The following is a 17,267-nucleotide window of genomic DNA, read 5'->3' as shown; positions in this document are numbered from 1 at the left end:
CGCTCGGCGCGGCGGCGGGGCGCCGCCTCGGCGGCCTCGGGCTCGACCTCCGGGCTCGCGGCCTGCGGCGCGGAGGCAGGGGGCGTCGCGGATCTGGGTGCCGCGCTCTCGGGCGCCGGCTTCGCGGCCTTGCTCGGCGGGTCGACCCAGCCCGGCTGCGCCCCGGCTTCGCCCGCGCAGAGCAGGGTGCCGAGCAGCGCGGCGGCGGAGACGGTAGGGAGAAGAGAGCGCATGCAGATCACCGGGTCGCGAGGCGACGGAGACGGGGTGCCGGAAGGTTCTGACCGGCCGGGCCGCTTCCCGAGCCGGGAGAAACGCCGCCGGAGGTGCGGAGGGTTCCACGAGGCGCGAGCCTGACGCCCGATGGCATGCCACGCGCCCGCCCACCGGAGCAAGGCTCCCGCGACGCTCTGCCCGTAATCCCGGGAATCCACGCGGCTCGCCGCGTATCGCCCGAGAATCCAGGCCTGCCGCCTATCGCCCGAGAATCCACGCGGCCCGCCGCGTATGGCCGGGGAAATCCACGTGCTCCGCCCCGTATCGTGATGCCGATCCCTGCATTTCCGCGGCGGCGCACCCTTGAGTTCGGGGCGCGGGCAACCAAGTTCGTCGACAACCCGGGTCCGGGCCCCTCTGGCGGTCGAGGCGTCGACCGTGATGTCGGACCTCTTCCCTGCCTTTGCGTTGACGCGGCGCGAATGCACCGGAGAGCGCTCCTTGGCTGACCGTTCGAGACATCTCCTGCCCCTGGAGCCCCGCCGATGAGCGCGGCCGCCCCGCCGCGCCGGGCGCTCCTCCTCGCCAATCCGAAGGCCCGCAACGGCGGCGCCGCCCTCGACGAGATCCGCGCGATCCTGCGCCGCGGCGGCATCGAGCCGTTCGAGCCGCCGGAGAACCCCGATTGCAGCGACACGATCCGGGCGCATGCCGGGACCTGCGACCTCGTCATCCTCGGCGGCGGCGACGGCACCATGAACGCGGGCGCCTCGGGGCTCGTGGATGCGGGCCTGCCCCTCGGCATCCTGCCGCTCGGCACCGCCAACGACCTCGCCCGCTCGCTGGGGCTGCCCCTCGATCCGGCCGCGGCGGCGCGCCTCATCACCACGGCCGAGCCGCGCCCGGTCGATCTCGGCTGGGTCAACGGCCACTACTATTTCAACGTCGCGAGCATCGGCTTCTCGGCGGAGCTCGCGGGCGACCTGACGGCCGAGTCGAAGAAGGCGTGGGGCACGCTCGGCTACGGCATCGCCGCGATCCGGGTCTTGCGCCGGGTGCGCCCCTTCACCGTGACGATCGAGCATGACGGCACCGTCGAGAAGGTGACGACGATCCAGGTCTCGGTCGGCAACGGGCGCCATTACGGCGGCGGCATGACGGTGGAGGAGGGTGCGGCGGTCGATGACGGCCTGCTCGATTTCTACAGCCTGGAGATCGCCCATTGGTGGCGGCTCATCACCCTGTTGCCGGCGCTCCGCAGGGGCACGCAGGGGCAGTCCAACGACGTGCGCGCCTTCAAGACCACCGAGATTGTGCTCAGGACGCGAAAGCCCCGCCCCGTGAACACGGACGGCGAGCTGACCACCCACACGCCGGCGCATTTCAAGGTGCTGCCGGGCGCCCTGCGCATCTTCGCGCCGCCCCCCTCCGAGCGGCCGGATGCCGCCGCGGGCGCGGCGAGCCGCCTCCTTCCCCTCTAGATTTTGGATCCCTCGCGCCGTGGACAGCTATCTTCAACTCGCCGCCGACCCCACCGTCTGGGCGGCGCTCGCCACCCTGATCGTGATGGAGGTCGTCCTCGGCGTCGACAACCTGATCTTCATCTCGATCCTGACGAACAAGCTGCCGGCCGAGCAGCAGCAGAAGGCCCGCCGCATCGGCATCGGCCTCGCCCTCGTCCTGCGGCTCGGGCTCCTCGGCACCGTCGCCTACATCGTCCACCTGACCCAGCCCGTCTTCGAGGTGTTCGGCAAGGGCTTCTCCTGGCGGGACATGATCCTCATCGGCGGCGGCCTGTTCCTGCTCTGGAAGGCCACCAAGGAGATCCACGAGAGCGTCGATCCGCACCCGGAGGAGGGGACGGGCGGCGCGTCCCTGAGCTTCGCCGCGGCGATCGGCCAGATCCTGATGCTCGATCTCGTCTTCTCGATCGACAGCATCATCACGGCGGTCGGCATGACCGAGCACGTGCCGGTCATGATGATCGCGGTCGTCGTCGCCGTGATCGTGATGCTGGTGGCCGCCGATCCGCTCTCGCGCTTCATCGCGGCCAACCCCACCGTGGTGATGCTGGCGCTCGGCTTCCTCATCATGATCGGCATGACGCTGATCGCGGAGGGTTTCGGCGCGCACGTGCCCAAGGGCTACATCTACACCGCCATGGCCTTCTCGGCGGCGGTGGAGGGCCTCAACATGTTGGCCCGCCGCCGCAAGCGGAGGAAGGCGGGCGGCGCGTCCGAACCGGCCGGGCAGGCCGTGCCGGTGCAGCGGCAGGCGAAGGCGTGACCCCTTCCGCCCCGCGCGGCGCGCGCCGCGCGGGGCGGGCGTCTCACCAGCGGTAGATCAGGCTGCCGATTACCGTGGCGGGAGCGCCGCGGTAGCAGAAGCCCGCCTGACAGTTGGTATAGTCGCGGTCGAAGATGTTGAAGGCGTTCACCTGTGCCCGGAAGCCCGCGTATTTCGGATCGAGCGCCGCGAAATCGTAGGCGATCAGCGCATCGAACAGCGTGACGGTGGGGTTGCGCACCGTGTTCTCGTCGTCGGCGAAGCTCGAACTCGCGTAGCGGATGCCGCCGCCGATCTGCAGGCCGTGCAGGGGCGAGGAGGGCGGAAACAGGTAGGTGCCGAACACCTTGATGGTGTCGCCCGGGATGCCCGACAGGGTGTTGCCGTCGATCGCCTGGCCGGTCACCAGCGAGGTCTGGCTCACGAACTGGAAGTTGAGGTGCGTGTAGGCGAGGGTGAGGTTCGTGCCCGGCGCGAGGTTGGCGATCAGCTCGCCCTCGAAGCCGCGGGAGCGGACCTCGCCCGTCGCCACCGTGAAGGCGAGATTGGTCGGGTCCTGGCGCAGGATGCTGGTCTGGACGATGTCGAAGCCCGCGAAGGCGGCGGTGATGTTGGTGCCGGGGACGGCGTATTTCACGCCCGCCTCGATCTGGTCGCCGGTGGCGGGCCTGAACGCCCGGCCGCTCGCATCCGCGCCGACCTGCGGCGTGAAGGTGGTGGCGTAGCTCGCATACGGCACGAGGCCCGGTGCCAGCGTGTAGTTCAGGCCGACGCGGCCGGTAAAGGCGGTGTCGTTCTGGGTGGTGGAGGGGCCGAGCGCCCCGGGCACGCCGCTCGCCGTCGTCTGCGAGACCCAGTCGTGCCGGCCGGTCAGCGTCAGGACGAAGCGGTCCCACTTCGCCTGCTCCTGCAGATAGAGGCCGACCTGATCCTGCGACTGGCGCGCCGCGAGCGTCAGGACCGGCCGCGGGATGAATTGCCGCCCGTAATTCAGGGTCGCGAGGTCGAGGTCGGGCGCGGTGCCGAAGCCGCCCACGCGGTCCCAGTCGAAGTGCAGGTAGTCGAGCCCGCCGAGCAGGGTGTGGGCGATCGGCCCGGTCTGGACATGGCCCTCGATCTGGTTGTCGAGGGCGACCGAGTGCAGGTTCTCGATGAACAGGCCCGTCGAGCGCTGCGCGGTCAGGCCCGTCACGGAATCGATCTGGACGTAGGGGAAATCGCCGTTGACGCCGTAATAGCGGAAATTCTGCCGGACGATCAGGTCGGGGCTGACCTTGTGCTCGAAGGCGTAGCCGATCCGGTATTGCTGCTGCGTGAAGGCGTTGAAGGCCCCGTCGCCCTGGTAGTAGCGCGACACCCGGAATCCGGGGAAGTTGTAGAAGGCCGAGGTGCCCGGCAGCTTCGAGTTCTGGAACTCGGTCAGCAGGGTGAAGGTGGTGTCGGCGGACGGCTTCCAGGTGAAGGCCGGCGCGATGTTGAAGCGGTCGTCCGTGGCGCCGGGCAGGAAGGTGTCGGACTGGCGAACGATTCCGGTGAGTCGGTAGGCCATCGTGCCGTCCGAGCCCTCGACCGGTCCGCCGAAGTCGAAATTGCCCTGGAAGCGGTCGTAATTGCCGCCCTGGACCCAGAGCTCGCCGAAGCGGGCGAAGACGGGACGCTTCGTCGTCACGTCGACGATGCCGCCGGGAGAGCCGAGGCCGTAGAGGCCCGAGGCCGGCCCGCGCAGGATGGTGACGGCCTCCGTGCCGTAGGGCTCGATGCGCGGCACCGCGAGGCCGACCGCGGATTGGCGCAGGCCGTCGCGGAAGACGCCGTCGTAGGTTGCCGAGAAGCCGCGGATGTAGAAGGCGTCGAAGCGGGGATCGAAGCCGAACACGTCTGTCGACGTGCCCGGCGCGTAGGCCAGCGCCTGGTTGAGGTCCTGCACGTTGCGGTCGTTGAGTTGCTCGCGGGTGACCACGGTCACGGATTGCGGGGTCTCGATCAGCGGCGTGTTGGTCTTGGTCGCCGTCGGGCTCGCCTTCGCCGTGTAGCCGACGACCCCGCTCGGGCCGCCGCCACCGCCGCTCGTGGCCGCCCCATTGCCGATTCCGGGTCCCGGCTGCGGCACGCCGCTGCCCTCCACCGCGATCTGGTCGAGCTGCACGCTGCGTTCCTGTGCCGATGCGGAGCCGGCTCCGGCGAGTGGGGCGAGCGCGACGGTCGCGGCAAGACGAAGGGAGAGGGGACGAGCACGCATCGACAGAACCTCGGATGTCGCGCGCCTCACGCGCGGCTCACGAGACTTGCCTCGTCAAGCTTAAGCAATCAAGACAAAAAGACTCATCTGAAATTGGACTTAGAAAACTTACAAACTACAGCGCTGTACTGATATCATCCGAGACAATCACGGTCCGATCCAGCAGGCCGATCTGCCGGTTCTTCCCGGATGCCGGCTTGCCGAAGACCGCGCGGTCCTCACAGCTCCGGCATCCGCGAGGCCGCCTCCTCGCGCGCGCAATAGGCTTGGTCCGGCGCCGGGCCGCTGCCGGCCAGCGCCTTGCCGAGGTCGGCCCTCGCCCGCTCGAGATCGGCGCGGAAGGTCGCGTTGGCCTGGAGCGCCGCGACGATCGCCGCCCCGTTCGTGCGGCCGGCCTCCACGTCGCTCATCCAGTGCACGCCGCAGACGACGCGGCTCTCGCCATAGGCCCGTCCGCGCACGAGGATCGCGCTCGCCTTCTCGGGGACGAGGGAGGCCATGATCAGGGCGTAGGCCCAGCCCTGCGAGGCGTGGCCGGACGGGTAGCTGTAGCTGTCCGTGAGCTGCTGCGTCCGCTGCACGCAGATCGGCGCCTCGTTGCCGACGAAGGGGCGCAGGCGCCGGTAATGCACCTTGGGGCCGCGGGTGCCCCGCGCGATGTCGAGGCGGGCGCGCTCCAGGAGGGTCATCAGGGCGGGGACGCGGGCTTGGTCGAGCTTCGTGCCGAGCACGCAGGCGAAATTGTCGAGGATCGCGGCGGCGCCCTCCGCCACGTCGGCGGCGGCGAGTTCCCAGCGGGTCGTGCCCTTCAGCGCGCGAGTGGCGTTGAAGGCGGCGCGGTCGGCCGCCTCGGCGGCCGAGTGGCTCGCGGGCGGCGGCGGCAGGATCGCGACCGTGTCGGGCACCAGCGCGTCCGTCAGGTAGGGCTGGTGGGCGGGCTCCCGGGGCTTCAGCGTGTCGGCGCCGACGGACGGTGCCGCCTTCTCCTGTGCGGCAACGGGGTCCGGAAGGGCCGTCGCGGGGGCCAGCAGGGCGAGGGCGGCGAGGGCCGGCAGGAGACGGGGCATCGGGGGACCTTGGGGGCGGGAACGGCTCGGAGCGCGGGGTAGGGTGGCTCGGTGACGGGCGCGTGACGCGCTCAGGCGGCGCGGATCGCGGCGGCGACCTCGCCGGCATATTCCTCGTGCGGGCTCAAGGCCCCGGGCACCGTCGTCCTCGCGACGCGGCCGGTGGCGATCAGGGCATCCATCTCCGCTCCGGAGCGCCGGGGAGCGCGCTCGGGCCGCAGCACCTGGATCGGCGGTAGTTTGCCGTCAAACAAAGCCAGGAACCCCTCTCGGGTCTCGACGGGGTCGAGGGCGCCGGTCACGAAGGCGGCCGTTCCGAAGCGCCCGCCCGGCTGGCGGGTGATGGCGTGCTTGTCCGCGATGATTCCGGGCGTGACGTGGGCGGGGTCCGCGTAGACGTGGGCGCGCAGCATCCGGCCGATCACGGGCGGGCTGATGTTGATGCGGTAGAGCACGTCGCCGAGGAAGGGCGTCTCGACGAGGCGGCGCAGGCCCCGGAACAGGCCGCGCCGCTCCGGCCCCATCACGGTCGGCAGGGGGCCGCGCCACGTCGGCGCCACGAGGATCAGGCGTTGAAACCGGCCCGGATGGCGGCCGGCGGCCGCGACGAGGTAGGGGGCGGCATGGCCCGCGGCGATGCCGAGGGCGTAGGGGCCGGGCAGGCTCGCGAGCAGCGCGTCGAGGAAGGCGTGAAGGGTCTGCGGCGCCAGCGGCAGCCGCGCCCGCGGCTGGTCGCCGAAGCCCGGCCAATCCGGGATCAGGCAGCGGAAATCGTGTCCGAGATCCTTGGCGAGCGCCCGCATCTCGGCGCGGGCCGAGATGGAGGAGAGGGCCGGCAGGAGCAGCGCCTCCGGCCCGTGGCCGACCACGTCGCAGGGCGTCGGGACCCTCCGCCCCGCGACGTCGAGGGACAGGGTACGGGTGGCGTGCGCCGGCTCGACCATCTCTCGCGCGTCCCTCGCTCGGGCTTCCTCCGGGCAGGCTCCGCCGAATCGCGTCGGCTCACCCGGCCCGGAACGATGTAGCGTGTTTCGTGGATCTCATCCGCGTGACACGTCGCGCCGCCGCGCGGGCCCGCTCAGGTGCGCAGCAGCTCGTTGATGCCGGTCTTGGCCCGCGTGCCCGCGTCGACGCGCTTGACGATGACGACGCAGTAGAGGCTCGGACCGGGGCTGCCGTCGGGCAGGGGCTTGCCGGGCGTCGTGCCGGAGACGACCACGGAGTAGGGCGGCACGCGGCCGTAGAAGACCTCGCCCGTGGTGCGGTCGATGATCTTGGTCGAGGCGCCGATATAGACGCCCATCGAGAGCACGCTGCCCTCCCCGATGATCACGCCCTCGGCCACTTCGGCGCGGGCGCCGACGAAGCAATTGTCCTCGATGATGACGGGATTGGCCTGGAGCGGCTCCAGCACGCCCGCGATGCCGGCGCCGCCGGAGATGTGGCAATTCTCGCCGACCTGCGCGCAGGAGCCGATCGTCACCCAGGTATCGACCATGGTGCCGCGCCCGACATGGGCGCCGAGATTGATGAAGGAGGGCATCAGGACCGCGCCCGGCGCGATGAAGGAGCCGCGGCGCACGAAGCAGCCCGGCACCGCCCGGAAGCCGGCCTGCCGGAAGGCGGCCTCGTCCCAGCCCTCGAATTTCGAGGGCACCTTGTCCCACCAGGGCGCGCCGCCGGGGCCGCCCTGGATCGGCGCCATGTCGTTGAGGCGGAAGGAGAGCAGGACGGCCTTCTTGAGCCACTGGTTGACCTGCCACTCGCCCCCGACCTTCTCGGCGACGCGCGCTTGGCCGGAATCGAGGAGCGCCAGCGCCTCGTCCACGGCCTCGCGCACGGGGCCGCGCGTGCCCGTGTCGATGCCGGTGCGCTCCTCCCAGGCGGTTTCGATGGTCGTCGCGAGGTCGGCGTGGGACATGGGGCGTTCTCGGGGAGGCTCGAGCGGAGGAATGTGGCCCGTGCTTACAAAAGCCCGTTCGGCCTGTCACCTCGGCGGAGCCGGGCTCAGAGCGCGTCGAGCCGGGCCCGAACCTGCTCCAGGCCCTGCATCAGCCCGCCGAGCTCCTCGGCCAGCGTGCCCTCGATCGCGGCGGCGGCGTCGGGGAACTCCTCCAGCACGCGGCGCATCAGGGTGGGGGTGATGCGCATGACCTCGGCCGGCGCGGCGGCACGGGCCTCGCTGGGGCGCTCGCCGCGCAGGAACAGGGCGAGCTGGCCGATCAGGGCCGAGCGGCCGGCCGCGACCGGCTCGGCGCCGGGCACGCGCGGCGCCAGCTCGATCACGCCGGACATCACCACGAAGCCCCCGTCGGCGGGCTCGCCCCGCGCGAACAGGAGATCACCCGCGGCGAGGCTGCGCCGCTCCGCCGCGAAGGTGAGGAGGCGAAGAGCGTCCCGCCCCATCAGGCCGAACAGGGGCGCCGCGCCGAGGATCGCGATGTCGTCGTCGAGCGCCAACCCTCAAGCCCCGCCTCAAGCCCCCGGCACGATCCCGCCGCCGGGTTGTTTAGCCGAAGGTTGTGGCGCGCACCACGTGCGCGTCGTTGGGGGCCGCACGGAGTGCGCGTCAGGGCAGCAGCTTGTAGCCGCCGCCCTCGGTCACCAGGATCGCCGCGGTCGCCGGGTTCGGCTCGATCTTCTGGCGCAGGCGGTAGATGTGCGTCTCGAGGGTGTGGGTGGTGACGTGGGCGTTGTAGCCCCAGACCTCGGCCAGCAGCGTGTCGCGCCCCACCACCTCGCGCCCCGCCCGGTAGAGGAAGCGCAGGATCGCGGTCTCCTTCTCGGTGAGCTTCAGCTTGGAGCCGCGCTCGCCGACGAGGAGCTTCGCGCCCGGCCGGAACGTGTAGGGGCCGATCTGGAAGATCGCGTCCTCGCTCGCCTCGTGCTGGCGCAGATGCGCCCGGATGCGGGCGAGCAGCACCGCGAACTTGAATGGCTTCGTCACGTAATCGTTGGCGCCCGCCTCCAGCCCCTCGACCGTATCCTCCTCGGAATCCTGGGCGGTGAGCATGATGACGGGGCCGCGATAGCCGTTGCGGCGCATGATCCGCACCGCCTCGCGGCCGTCCATGTCGGGCAGGCCCACATCCATGACGGCGAGGTCGATCCGGTCGTCGGCGACGCGGTTGACCGCGCCGGTCGCGTCGGCCTCGCTCACCACGATGAACTCGTCGTAGAGATCGAGCTGCTCGGTCAGCGTTTCGCGAAGGGTCGCGTCGTCGTCGCAGATGAGAAGGCGATGGGGGTTCGGCATCGTCCGTGGGACTCTTCAAACAGGGCGCAGGCTTCTCCGAAGCCGGGTATCGCCGGGTCCGGCCGGCCGTTCGTCGGAACCGAGGATATCGGAAAGGGTTCGGGCGGCAGAAAGGGGCAAAGGGGCGCGGTGAGCGTTCGGGCGCCCGGCCGCGTAACCCGGGCATACGCATCAAAATAATGCGGATTTCGCGAGTGGGAATTGGTTTGCGCACAATTATACAGCATTTTCCGTCGCGCCGTCAGGCGATCTTGCCGGTCTCAGTCCCTTTGCCGGCTTCGCGAAGGAACGAGGCGATGAGGCTCGCAGGACGGCTCGGAGAAGGCCGGTGAGGCGAACGACCCTGTCCCGCATCCGGGTGCGGCCCGTCATCGGGGACCGCGCCCGCGGGCACCTCGTGGCCGGCTCGTCCGTCATCCCCTGCGCCCTGGGCCGCTCCGGGCTCACCCGGGCGAAACGGGAGGGCGACGGCGCCTCGCCGGTCGCGTGCCTGCGCCTGCGCGGCGGCTTCTACCGGCCCGATCATTTCGGGGCACGCCCCGCGACGCCGCTCGCCCTGCGCCCGACGGGGCGCCGCGACGGCTGGTGCGACGACCCGCGCGACCGCCGCTACAACAGGCCGATCCCGCTGCCCGCCCCCGGCGTCAGCGCCGAGGAGCTCTGGCGGGCGGACGGCCTCTACGATCTCGTCGTCGATCTCGACTGGAACCGCGGGCCGATCCGGCCGGGCCGCGGCTCGGCGATCTTCCTCCACGTCGCCCGCCCCGGCTACGGGCCGACCGAGGGCTGCGTGGCGCTCAAACGCGCCGATCTCGTGCGCCTCCTCCGCCGGCTCGGGCCCCGCACGCGGATCCAGATCGGCTGAAGCGGTTCAGTTAGCCGGCACAGCAGATGGCGTGAGAGCCACCGAAGGGCGGGGACGGCCGACGACGAGGATCAGGGAGGCGGCGACGAGGCAGAGGGCTCCCGCCACGAAGAAGGCCGGCAGGTAGCTCGACAGCTCGGACCGGGACAGGCCGGCTCCGTAAGCGGCGGCCGCCGCGCCGAGCTGATGCCCGGCGAAAACCCAGCCGAAGACGAGGTTCGCCCGCGCCCGACCGAACCGTGCGGCCGTGAGCTTCACCGTCGGCGGCACCGTGGCGATCCAGTCGAGCCCGTAGAACACGGCGAAGACGGACAGGCCCGCGAAGGAGAAATCCGTGAAGGGCAGGGCCAGGAGCGAGAGTCCGCGCAACCCGTAATACCAGAAGAGCAGCCAGCGGTTGTCGTAGCGGTCCGACAGCCACCCCGAGGCCACGGTGCCCGCGAAATCGAACACGCCCATCGCCGCGAGAACGCTCGCCGCCTCGACCGGCCGCAGGCCGAAATCGGCGCAGAGCGGCACGAAATGGGTCTGGATCAGGCCGTTCGTGCTCGCGCCGCAGATGAAGAAGGTGGCGAACAGGATCCAGAAGACCCGGGTGCGGGCCGCCTCGCGCAGGGCGTCGAGGGCGCCCGCTGGCGGCGCGGCGGCCGGTGCGGCGCTGCCGGCTTGCACGGTCTCTCCGTAGGGCGCGAGGCCGATCTCCTCCGGGCTGTCGCGCATCAGCAGGAAGACGGCGAGCGCCGCCAGCGCGAGGAGGCCGCAGATGAGGAGGAGGGCGGCCCGCCAGCCCTGCGCCTCGGTGAGCCCCGCGAGCAGCGGCAGGACGATGAGCTGCCCGGTGGCCGAGCTCGCGGTGAGAAGGCCGACGACGAGGCCTCGCCGGCGCGAGAACCAGCGGGTCGCGACCGTCGCGCCGAGCACCAGGGCCGTCAGGCCCGTGCCGAGCCCGACGCCGATGCCCCACAAGAGGACGAGTTGCCAGACCCGCTCCATGGCGAGGGAGGCGATCAGGCTGGTGCCGATCAGGCCGAGGGCCGCGAGCACGATACGGCGCGGGCCGTACCGGTTCATCAGGGAGGCCGCGAACGGCCCCATCAGGCCGAACAGGACGAGCCGGAGCGCCAGCGCCGACGAGATCTCGGCCGTGCTCCAGCCGAATTCCTTCTGGAGCGGCAGGATGAGGACGCCGGGCGCACCCACGGCACCGGCCGTCACGAGCATCGTGAGGAAGGTGACGCCCGCGACCACCCAGCCATAATGGATGTTGCGTGCGGCGAGGCGGCGGGGCAGCGCGTTCAAGGAGAGGGAGAGGCTCATAGGGTGCGGCCGCGCGTCGGGCTTCGGTGCACTCGCCTGAATCGGCGAGAAAGCTGCATATGCACTCTTTACACGGGGCTGCCAATTGGTCACGAGCAGTGACCGACTGACAATGCAATGAAGGGTTGCATAGATGGACGACCGGCCGACGCTCACGCCCTGCCACTGCCTCGCGGTCCGGCAGGCGGCGCGGCAAGTCACGCAACTCTATGACCGGCACCTCGCGCCGACCGGTCTGCGGGCAACCCAGTTCGCCCTTCTCTCGACCCTCGCGCGCCTCGGCTCCCTGGCCGTGCACGAACTCGCCGCGCATCTCGTGATGGATCGCACGGCGACGGGCCGCGCCCTGCGCCCGCTGGAGCGGGACGGGCTGGTGCGGATCGCACCCGGGCGGGATGCCCGGACGCGCGCCCTCAGCCTGACGCAGGCGGGCCTCGCGCGGCTCGAGGCGGCGCGGCCCCTGTGGGAGCAGGCGCAATCCGCCTTCGAGTCGGATTACGGGGCGGCCGAGGCCGACCGGCTTCGCCGCGCGCTCGGGCGCGTGGTCGGTCGCGACGCGGCGGAGGAGGGTGCGGCGGCCTGAGAGCGGGATCGCCGCGCAGGGTTTCGAGAACCGGACGGCCGCGCGGGTCGGCCCTCCCTGTCTGCGAACGGGCGGCGATCTACGGCTTTGGCCGTCCCCCGAAGATGGCAGTGCCGACGCGCACATGGGTCGCGCCCATCTGGATCGCGGCCGGGTAGTCGGCGCTCATCCCCATCGAGAGGATCGGCAGGTTGTGGCGCGCGGCGATCCGGGCGAGCAGCGCGAAATGCGCCGAGGGCGGATCCTCGGCCGGCGGGATGCACATCAGCCCGTTGATGGCGAGCCCGTGCGTGTCGCGGCACTCGGCGAGCAGCACGTCGACCTCGGACGGTGAGACGCCGCCCTTCTGCGGTTCGTCGCCGGTATTGACCTGGATGAGGAGCTTCGGGGCGCGGCCCGCGCGCGCGATCTCCTTGGCGAGCGCCGCCGCAAGCGAGAGCCGGTCGAGGGAGTGGATCACGTCGAACAGGGCGACCGCCTCGCGGGCCTTGTTCGATTGGAGCGGCCCGATCAGGTGCAGTTCGGCATCCGGATAGGCTTCGCGGAGCCCGGGCCACTTGGCCCGCGCTTCCTGCACGTAGTTCTCCCCAAAGAGCCGCTGGCCCGCTTCGAGGGCCGGCCGGATGCCCTCCGCCCCGATCGTCTTCGAGACCGCGATCAGGTGGATTCCCGCGGGATCGCGCTCCGAATCCTCCGCTGCCCGGCGGATGCCCGCCCGCACCGCGTCGAGCCCGGCCACGATCTCGGCGCGCCGCGCAGGGGAGGCGGTATCGGGCAGAACGTCGCTTTCCGGGTCGCTCATGGTGTCGCTCATGGTGTCGCTCATGGGGTCGCTGATGGTGCCGCTCATGGGGTCGCTCATGGGCTCACGCGTCTCGACGAATTCGGGATCGAGGCCGGGAGGTATCACCGGGGCCGCCGAGGGCAAGGGGGCGGGCAGGGGAGGGATGACGGATTGGTTGACCGCGCACCGTCCTCCTGTGGTAGTCCGGCCCCCTGCAACGCCCGCCAAGGGGCTGGCGCCGCATCCGTTTCCGCCCTCTCCCGCATCGAGACCTGGCGCCCCCGCATGACGAACGCCGCGACCCCGTCCACCGCTCCGGAGCGCTACAACGCCAAGGAGTCCGAGCCGCGCTGGCGGAAGGCCTGGGACGAGGCCCGCCTCTTCGAGACGAAGAACGACGATCCGCGCCCGAAATACTACGTGCTGGAGATGTTCCCCTACCCGTCGGGGCGCATCCATATGGGCCACGTGCGCAATTACGCGATGGGCGACGTGGTGGCCCGCTACAAGCGCGCGAAGGGCTTCAACGTGCTCCACCCGATGGGCTGGGACGCCTTCGGCCTGCCGGCCGAGAACGCCGCGATGGAGAGGCGCGTCAACCCGCGGGACTGGACCTATGCCAACATCGCGGCGATGCGGGCGCAATTGCAGTCGATGGGCCTGTCCCTCGACTGGAGCCGGGAGATCGCTACCTGCGATCCCGACTATTACAAGCATCAGCAGCGGATGTTCCTGGACTTCCTGAAGGCCGGGCTCGTCACGCGCCGCACCGCCAAGGTGAACTGGGACCCGGTCGATCACACGGTGCTCGCCAACGAGCAGGTGATCGACGGGCGCGGCTGGCGCTCGGGTGCGCTGGTGGAGAGCCGCGAACTCACGCAGTGGTTCTTCAAGATCACAGATTTCGCGGACGACCTCCTCTCGGCCCTCGATCGTCTCGAGCGCTGGCCCGAGAAGGTCCGGCTGATGCAGAAGAACTGGATCGGCCGCTCGGAGGGTCTGGAGGTGCGCTTCCGCCTCGCCGAGCCGCCGGCAGGCGCCGAGGAGACGGTCACGGTCTACACGACGCGCCCCGACACCCTGTTCGGCGCGAAGTTCCTGGCGATCGCCGGCGACCATCCCCTCGCGGCGACGCTCGCCGCCGGGAACCCGGAACTGCAGAGCTTCATCGAGGAGTGCCGCCGCACCGGCACGGCGCAGGCCGCGATCGATACGGCGGAGAAGCTCGGCTTCGACACCGGCCTGAAGGTCCGCCACCCCCTCGACCCGGACTGGCTCCTGCCGATCTACGTCGCGAATTTCGTGCTGATGGAATACGGCACCGGCGCGGTGTTCGGCTGCCCGGCCCACGACCAGCGCGATCTCGATTTCGCGAACAAGTACGGCCTCGGCAACACGCCCGTCGTCTGCCCTGAGGGGCAGGATCCGGCAAGCTTCGTGATCACCGACGTTGCTTATGACGGGGAGGGGCGCCTCATCAATTCGCGCTTCCTCGACGGGATGACGACCGAAGCGGCCTTCGCGGCCGTCGCCGATCGTCTGGAAGGCGAGGAACTCGGCGGCGCGCCTGTGGCGTGCCGGAAGGTGCAGTTCCGCCTCCGCGACTGGGGCGTCTCGCGCCAGCGCTACTGGGGCTGCCCGATCCCGATCATCCACTGCGAGTCCTGCGGACCCGTGCCGGTGCCCGTCGAGGACCTGCCGGTGAAGCTGCCCGACGAAGTCTCGTTCGACATTCCCGGCAATCCGCTGGAGCGGGATACCGCGTGGCGCACCGTACCGTGCCCACAATGCGGAGCGCCCGCCCGGCGCGAGACCGACACCATGGACACGTTCGTCGACTCGTCTTGGTACTACGCGCGCTTCACGGCGCCCTGGCTCACGGACGCGCCGACCGATCGCGAGGCGGTCGATCACTGGCTTGCCGTCGACCAGTATATCGGCGGCATCGAGCATGCGATCCTGCACCTGCTCTACGCCCGCTTCTTCATGCGCGCGATGAAGGCGACGGAGTGGTCCGGCGTGTCGGAGCCCTTCGCCGGCCTCTTCACCCAGGGCATGGTCGTCCATGAGACCTACAAGGACGAGGCCGGTGCCTGGGTGCAGCCGGCCGACATCCGCCTCGTCAGCGAGGGCGGGGAGCGCCGCGCGTTTCACGTGAAAACCGACGCGCCCGTCTCGATCGGCCCGATCGAGAAGATGTCGAAGTCGAAGAAGAACGTGGTCGATCCCGACGACATCATCGCGAGCTACGGGGCCGACACGGCCCGCTGGTTCATGCTCTCCGACTCGCCGCCCGAGCGGGACGTGATCTGGACCGAGGAGGGCGTGCAGGGTGCGGCCCGCTTCGTCCAGCGGGTCTGGCGCCTCGTCAACGGGGCGGCGGTCGCGCAAGGGCAGGGCGGTGCCGCGGATGCCCTCCTCCGCAAGGCCGCCCACAAGGCCCTCGCCGCGGTCGAGGAGGATGTGGAGCGGCTGCGCTTCAACCGCTGCGTGGCGCATGTCTACACGCTCGCCAACGCCCTGGAGGAGGGCCTGCGCGCCTCCGCCTCCGCCGCGGCGGCCGGGGAGGCGGTGGCCATCCTCGTGCAGCTCATCGCCCCGATGATGCCGCACCTCGCCGAGAGTTGCTGGAGCCTGCTCGGGCGTTCGGGCCTCGTGGCAGAGGCCGGTTGGCCCGCGATCGACCGCGCTCTCCTCGTCGAGGACGAGATCACCCTGCCCGTCCAGATCAACGGCAAGAAGCGTGCGGACGTGACCGTGCCGCGGGATGCCGACACGGCCGCCGTCGAGGCGGCCACGCTCGCCCTGGAACCGGTGCAGCGCGCCCTCGAGGGACGCGCGCCCCGCAAGGTCATCGTGGTCCCGGGCCGGATCGTGAATCTCGTGGTCTGAGCGCGGTTCGCCCCGCTGTCGCCCTGAAGGAGTCGTAAAGCTTGCGCCTTCATAAATGGGTGACGCGTTGGCCCGCCTCGGCGTAAGAGGCGGGACCGGATTCAAGCGGGGCAGCGGCGGGCGATGATGCGTGGGGCTCGGGCCGAGATGAAGCGTGGGATCGCCGCCAGAGCGGCGCGGCTCGCCCTCGCGGGCGCGCTTGCCGTAAACCTTTCGGCCTGCTTCCGCCCCCTCTACGGCCCGACCGCCTCGGGCGAGCCGATGGGCGCCCTGCTCGCCTCGATCCAGGTCGACGACATCGCGATGGCGCAGGGCCAGGAGCGCATCGGGCATTATCTGCGCAGCGAGTTGATCTTCGATCTGGACGGATCGGGCCAGCCCGCCGCGAAGCGCTACCGCCTCAAGATGCAGGGCAGCGAGACGGTGCAGACGCCGATTGTCTCCTCGCAGACGGGGCGCGCCGAGTCCGGCACCATCATCGCCAACGTCAAATACGCCCTCGAATCCCTCGACGGCACCCGCATCATCACCGAGGGCGTCGCGACCTCGACCGCCACCTACGACCGCTCGGTCCAGCGCTTCGCCTCGCTGCGGGCCGCACGCGACGCCGAGATCCGCCTCGCCAAGGTGCTCGCCGACCAGATCAAGACCCGCATCGCCTCGGTGATGGCGGCCAAGCCTTGACGGCGGTCAAGGCGGGCGATGTCGAGGGCCTGATCCGGCGCGGGCCCGATCCGAAGATCCCGGTCATCCTCGTCTACGGTCCCGATACCGGCCTCGTCGGCGAGCGGGCGAAACGCCTGGCCGAGGCCGCGGTCGCCGATCCCGACGACCCGTTCGCCCTCGTGAAGATCGACGGCGACGTTCTCGCCTCCGATCCCGGCCGCCTGATCGACGAGGCCGGCACGGTCGGCCTCTTCGGGGACCGGCGCACGATCTGGGTGAAGGCCGGCAGCCGCAACTACGCCCCTGCCGTCGAGGCCGTCCTCAAGAGCGAGATCCCCGGAACCCGGATCGTCGTCGAAGGGGGAGATCTCGGAAAATCCGCGCCGCTTCGCACGCTCTGCGAGCGCTCGGCCCGGGCGCTCGCCCTGCCCTGCTACCCGGACGACGAGCGGGCGCTCGCCGAGCTCGTCCGCCAGACCCTTCAGGACAGGGGCCTCAAGATCGCCTCGGACGCGCGCGACCTCCTCGTGGCGAGCCTCGGCGGGGATCGGCGCGCCAGCCTGTCCGAGATCGAGAAGCTGGCGCTCTACGCATCCGGCCAGGAGGCGGTCACCAGCGACGACGTCGAGGCTATCGTGAGCGACGTCGCGGGCAGCGTGCTCAACACCCTGATCGATGCCGCCTTCACCGGGCGCGGCGGCGAGGTCGAGCGGGACTTCCGCCGCTTCCGCCACGAGGGGCTCGACGGCTCGGTGATCCTCGGCGCGGCCCTGCGCCACGCGCTCACGCTCCTTGCCACGCGCCTCGCCGGAGAGGGCAAGAGCCCGAGCCTGATGGCGGCGGGCTGGCGCGGCCTGCATTTCCGCAGGCGGGCGGATGTCGAGGCGCAGCTCGCGCGCTGGTCGCCGGCCGCCCTCCGCCAGGCCGTGCAGATCCTGCAGGAGGCCGTGCTCGCCTCCCGCCGGGCGGGCCCGGATCTCGCCCATGCCCACGCCTCGGCCGCGCTCCTGCGCATCGCGGGCGAATCGCGCCGCCGGGGGTAGGGCGGGGCGCCGGGCGGGAGCTACGCCGGTCCTGGTGACGCGTGCTATCGGTT

15 protein-coding genes and 1 pseudogene are annotated in these 17,267 nt (G+C 70.9%); 7 read left to right on the top strand and 9 right to left on the bottom strand.

What is annotated here, in order from left to right; genetic code table 11:
• Positions 1-233: pseudogene (locus E1J50_RS27340) on the bottom strand (hypothetical protein); the annotation flags it as partial.
• Positions 234-761: 528 nt separating this feature from the next.
• Here E1J50_RS27340 and E1J50_RS15020 point away from each other — a divergent pair.
• A complete protein-coding gene (locus E1J50_RS15020) occupies positions 762-1,697 on the top strand; it encodes a lipid kinase (RefSeq protein WP_132254645.1) in 936 nt (311 codons plus the stop codon).
• A gap of 19 nt (positions 1,698-1,716) precedes the next feature.
• Positions 1,717-2,502: a TerC family protein gene (locus tag E1J50_RS15015; protein WP_132254644.1), complete on the top strand. Its 786-nt coding sequence runs from the start codon at positions 1,717-1,719 to the stop codon at positions 2,500-2,502.
• A 43-nt stretch (positions 2,503-2,545) separates the two neighbouring features.
• On the opposite strand, the gene E1J50_RS15010 is transcribed toward E1J50_RS15015, so the two are convergent.
• The 6 genes from E1J50_RS15010 to E1J50_RS14985 form a co-directional block, all read right to left on the bottom strand.
• Entirely contained in the window at positions 2,546-4,741 is a 2,196-nt protein-coding gene (locus tag E1J50_RS15010; RefSeq protein WP_132254643.1) for a TonB-dependent siderophore receptor, read from the bottom strand.
• 218 nt (positions 4,742-4,959) lie between these two features.
• Positions 4,960-5,808 (bottom strand): acid phosphatase, encoded by an 849-nt coding sequence (locus E1J50_RS15005; protein ID WP_132254642.1) that lies wholly within the window; start codon positions 5,806-5,808, stop codon positions 4,960-4,962.
• Between the two features lie 71 nt (positions 5,809-5,879).
• Entirely contained in the window at positions 5,880-6,752 is an 873-nt protein-coding gene (locus E1J50_RS15000) for an alpha/beta fold hydrolase (protein ID WP_132254641.1), read from the bottom strand.
• Between the two features lie 134 nt (positions 6,753-6,886).
• Positions 6,887-7,729, bottom strand: coding sequence for a 2,3,4,5-tetrahydropyridine-2,6-dicarboxylate N-succinyltransferase (gene dapD, locus E1J50_RS14995; RefSeq protein ID WP_132254640.1), 843 nt, complete (start codon positions 7,727-7,729; stop codon positions 6,887-6,889).
• A gap of 86 nt (positions 7,730-7,815) precedes the next feature.
• Entirely contained in the window at positions 7,816-8,268 is a 453-nt protein-coding gene (locus E1J50_RS14990; RefSeq protein ID WP_132254639.1) for a cyclic nucleotide-binding domain-containing protein, read from the bottom strand.
• Between the two features lie 109 nt (positions 8,269-8,377).
• Complete coding sequence (locus tag E1J50_RS14985; RefSeq protein WP_132254638.1) at positions 8,378-9,064, bottom strand: response regulator transcription factor; 687 nt, start codon at positions 9,062-9,064, stop codon at positions 8,378-8,380.
• Between the two features lie 328 nt (positions 9,065-9,392).
• On the opposite strand from E1J50_RS14985, the gene E1J50_RS14980 reads away from it, so the two are divergent.
• On the top strand, positions 9,393-9,929 hold the full coding sequence (locus tag E1J50_RS14980) for a L,D-transpeptidase family protein (protein WP_132254637.1): 537 nt from the start codon (positions 9,393-9,395) through the stop codon (positions 9,927-9,929).
• A 6-nt stretch (positions 9,930-9,935) separates the two neighbouring features.
• On the opposite strand, the gene E1J50_RS14975 is transcribed toward E1J50_RS14980, so the two are convergent.
• Positions 9,936-11,228: an MFS transporter gene (locus E1J50_RS14975; protein ID WP_425374936.1), complete on the bottom strand. Its 1,293-nt coding sequence runs from the start codon at positions 11,226-11,228 to the stop codon at positions 9,936-9,938.
• 151 nt (positions 11,229-11,379) lie between these two features.
• Between E1J50_RS14975 and E1J50_RS14970 the strand changes: the two genes are divergently transcribed.
• Positions 11,380-11,829: a MarR family winged helix-turn-helix transcriptional regulator gene (locus E1J50_RS14970; protein WP_132254635.1), complete on the top strand. Its 450-nt coding sequence runs from the start codon at positions 11,380-11,382 to the stop codon at positions 11,827-11,829.
• Positions 11,830-11,908: 79 nt separating this feature from the next.
• Here E1J50_RS14970 and E1J50_RS14965 read toward each other — a convergent pair whose 3' ends face one another.
• Positions 11,909-12,631 carry a YggS family pyridoxal phosphate-dependent enzyme gene (locus E1J50_RS14965; protein WP_245516590.1) on the bottom strand — a complete coding sequence of 241 codons (723 nt, stop codon included), beginning with the start codon at positions 12,629-12,631 and terminating at the stop codon, positions 11,909-11,911.
• Positions 12,632-12,898: 267 nt separating this feature from the next.
• On the opposite strand from E1J50_RS14965, the gene leuS reads away from it, so the two are divergent.
• The 3 genes from leuS to holA all read left to right on the top strand — a co-directional run bounded on the left by leuS (position 12,899) and on the right by holA (position 17,214).
• Entirely contained in the window at positions 12,899-15,505 is a 2,607-nt protein-coding gene (gene leuS / locus E1J50_RS14960; protein WP_132254634.1) for a leucine--tRNA ligase, read from the top strand.
• A 147-nt stretch (positions 15,506-15,652) separates the two neighbouring features.
• Positions 15,653-16,189, top strand: a complete 537-nt coding sequence (gene lptE / locus E1J50_RS14955; protein WP_132254633.1) for an LPS assembly lipoprotein LptE — start codon at positions 15,653-15,655, stop codon at positions 16,187-16,189.
• Positions 16,186-17,214 (top strand): DNA polymerase III subunit delta, encoded by a 1,029-nt coding sequence (holA, locus tag E1J50_RS14950; protein ID WP_132254632.1) that lies wholly within the window; start codon positions 16,186-16,188, stop codon positions 17,212-17,214. Before lptE ends, holA begins: the two co-directional genes overlap by 4 nt.
• Positions 17,215-17,267 lie beyond the last annotated feature (53 nt).

Source organism: Methylobacterium segetis (assembly GCF_004348265.1).
GTDB lineage: Bacteria > Pseudomonadota > Alphaproteobacteria > Rhizobiales > Beijerinckiaceae > Methylobacterium > Methylobacterium segetis.
The sequence above is the reverse complement of the archived record's forward strand: the minus strand, read 5'-3'. Positions and strand labels throughout refer to the sequence as shown.

What these genes read in the sequence shown, in the direction of transcription:
- dapD (WP_132254640.1), bottom strand. Translation starts at nt 7,729, where the DNA reads ATGTCCCACGCCGACCTCGCGACGACCATCGAAACCGCCTGGGAGGAG.
- E1J50_RS15005 (WP_132254642.1), bottom strand. Translation starts at nt 5,808, where the DNA reads ATGCCCCGTCTCCTGCCGGCCCTCGCCGCCCTCGCCCTGCTGGCCCCC.
- E1J50_RS14965 (WP_245516590.1), bottom strand. Translation starts at nt 12,631, where the DNA reads ATGAGCGACCCGGAAAGCGACGTTCTGCCCGATACCGCCTCCCCTGCG.
- E1J50_RS14985 (WP_132254638.1), bottom strand. Translation starts at nt 9,064, where the DNA reads ATGCCGAACCCCCATCGCCTTCTCATCTGCGACGACGACGCGACCCTT.
- leuS (WP_132254634.1), top strand. Translation starts at nt 12,899, where the DNA reads ATGACGAACGCCGCGACCCCGTCCACCGCTCCGGAGCGCTACAACGCC.
- lptE (WP_132254633.1), top strand. Translation starts at nt 15,653, where the DNA reads ATGAAGCGTGGGATCGCCGCCAGAGCGGCGCGGCTCGCCCTCGCGGGC.
- E1J50_RS15000 (WP_132254641.1), bottom strand. Translation starts at nt 6,752, where the DNA reads ATGGTCGAGCCGGCGCACGCCACCCGTACCCTGTCCCTCGACGTCGCG.
- E1J50_RS14970 (WP_132254635.1), top strand. Translation starts at nt 11,380, where the DNA reads ATGGACGACCGGCCGACGCTCACGCCCTGCCACTGCCTCGCGGTCCGG.
- E1J50_RS15010 (WP_132254643.1), bottom strand. Translation starts at nt 4,741, where the DNA reads ATGCGTGCTCGTCCCCTCTCCCTTCGTCTTGCCGCGACCGTCGCGCTC.
- E1J50_RS15020 (WP_132254645.1), top strand. Translation starts at nt 762, where the DNA reads ATGAGCGCGGCCGCCCCGCCGCGCCGGGCGCTCCTCCTCGCCAATCCG.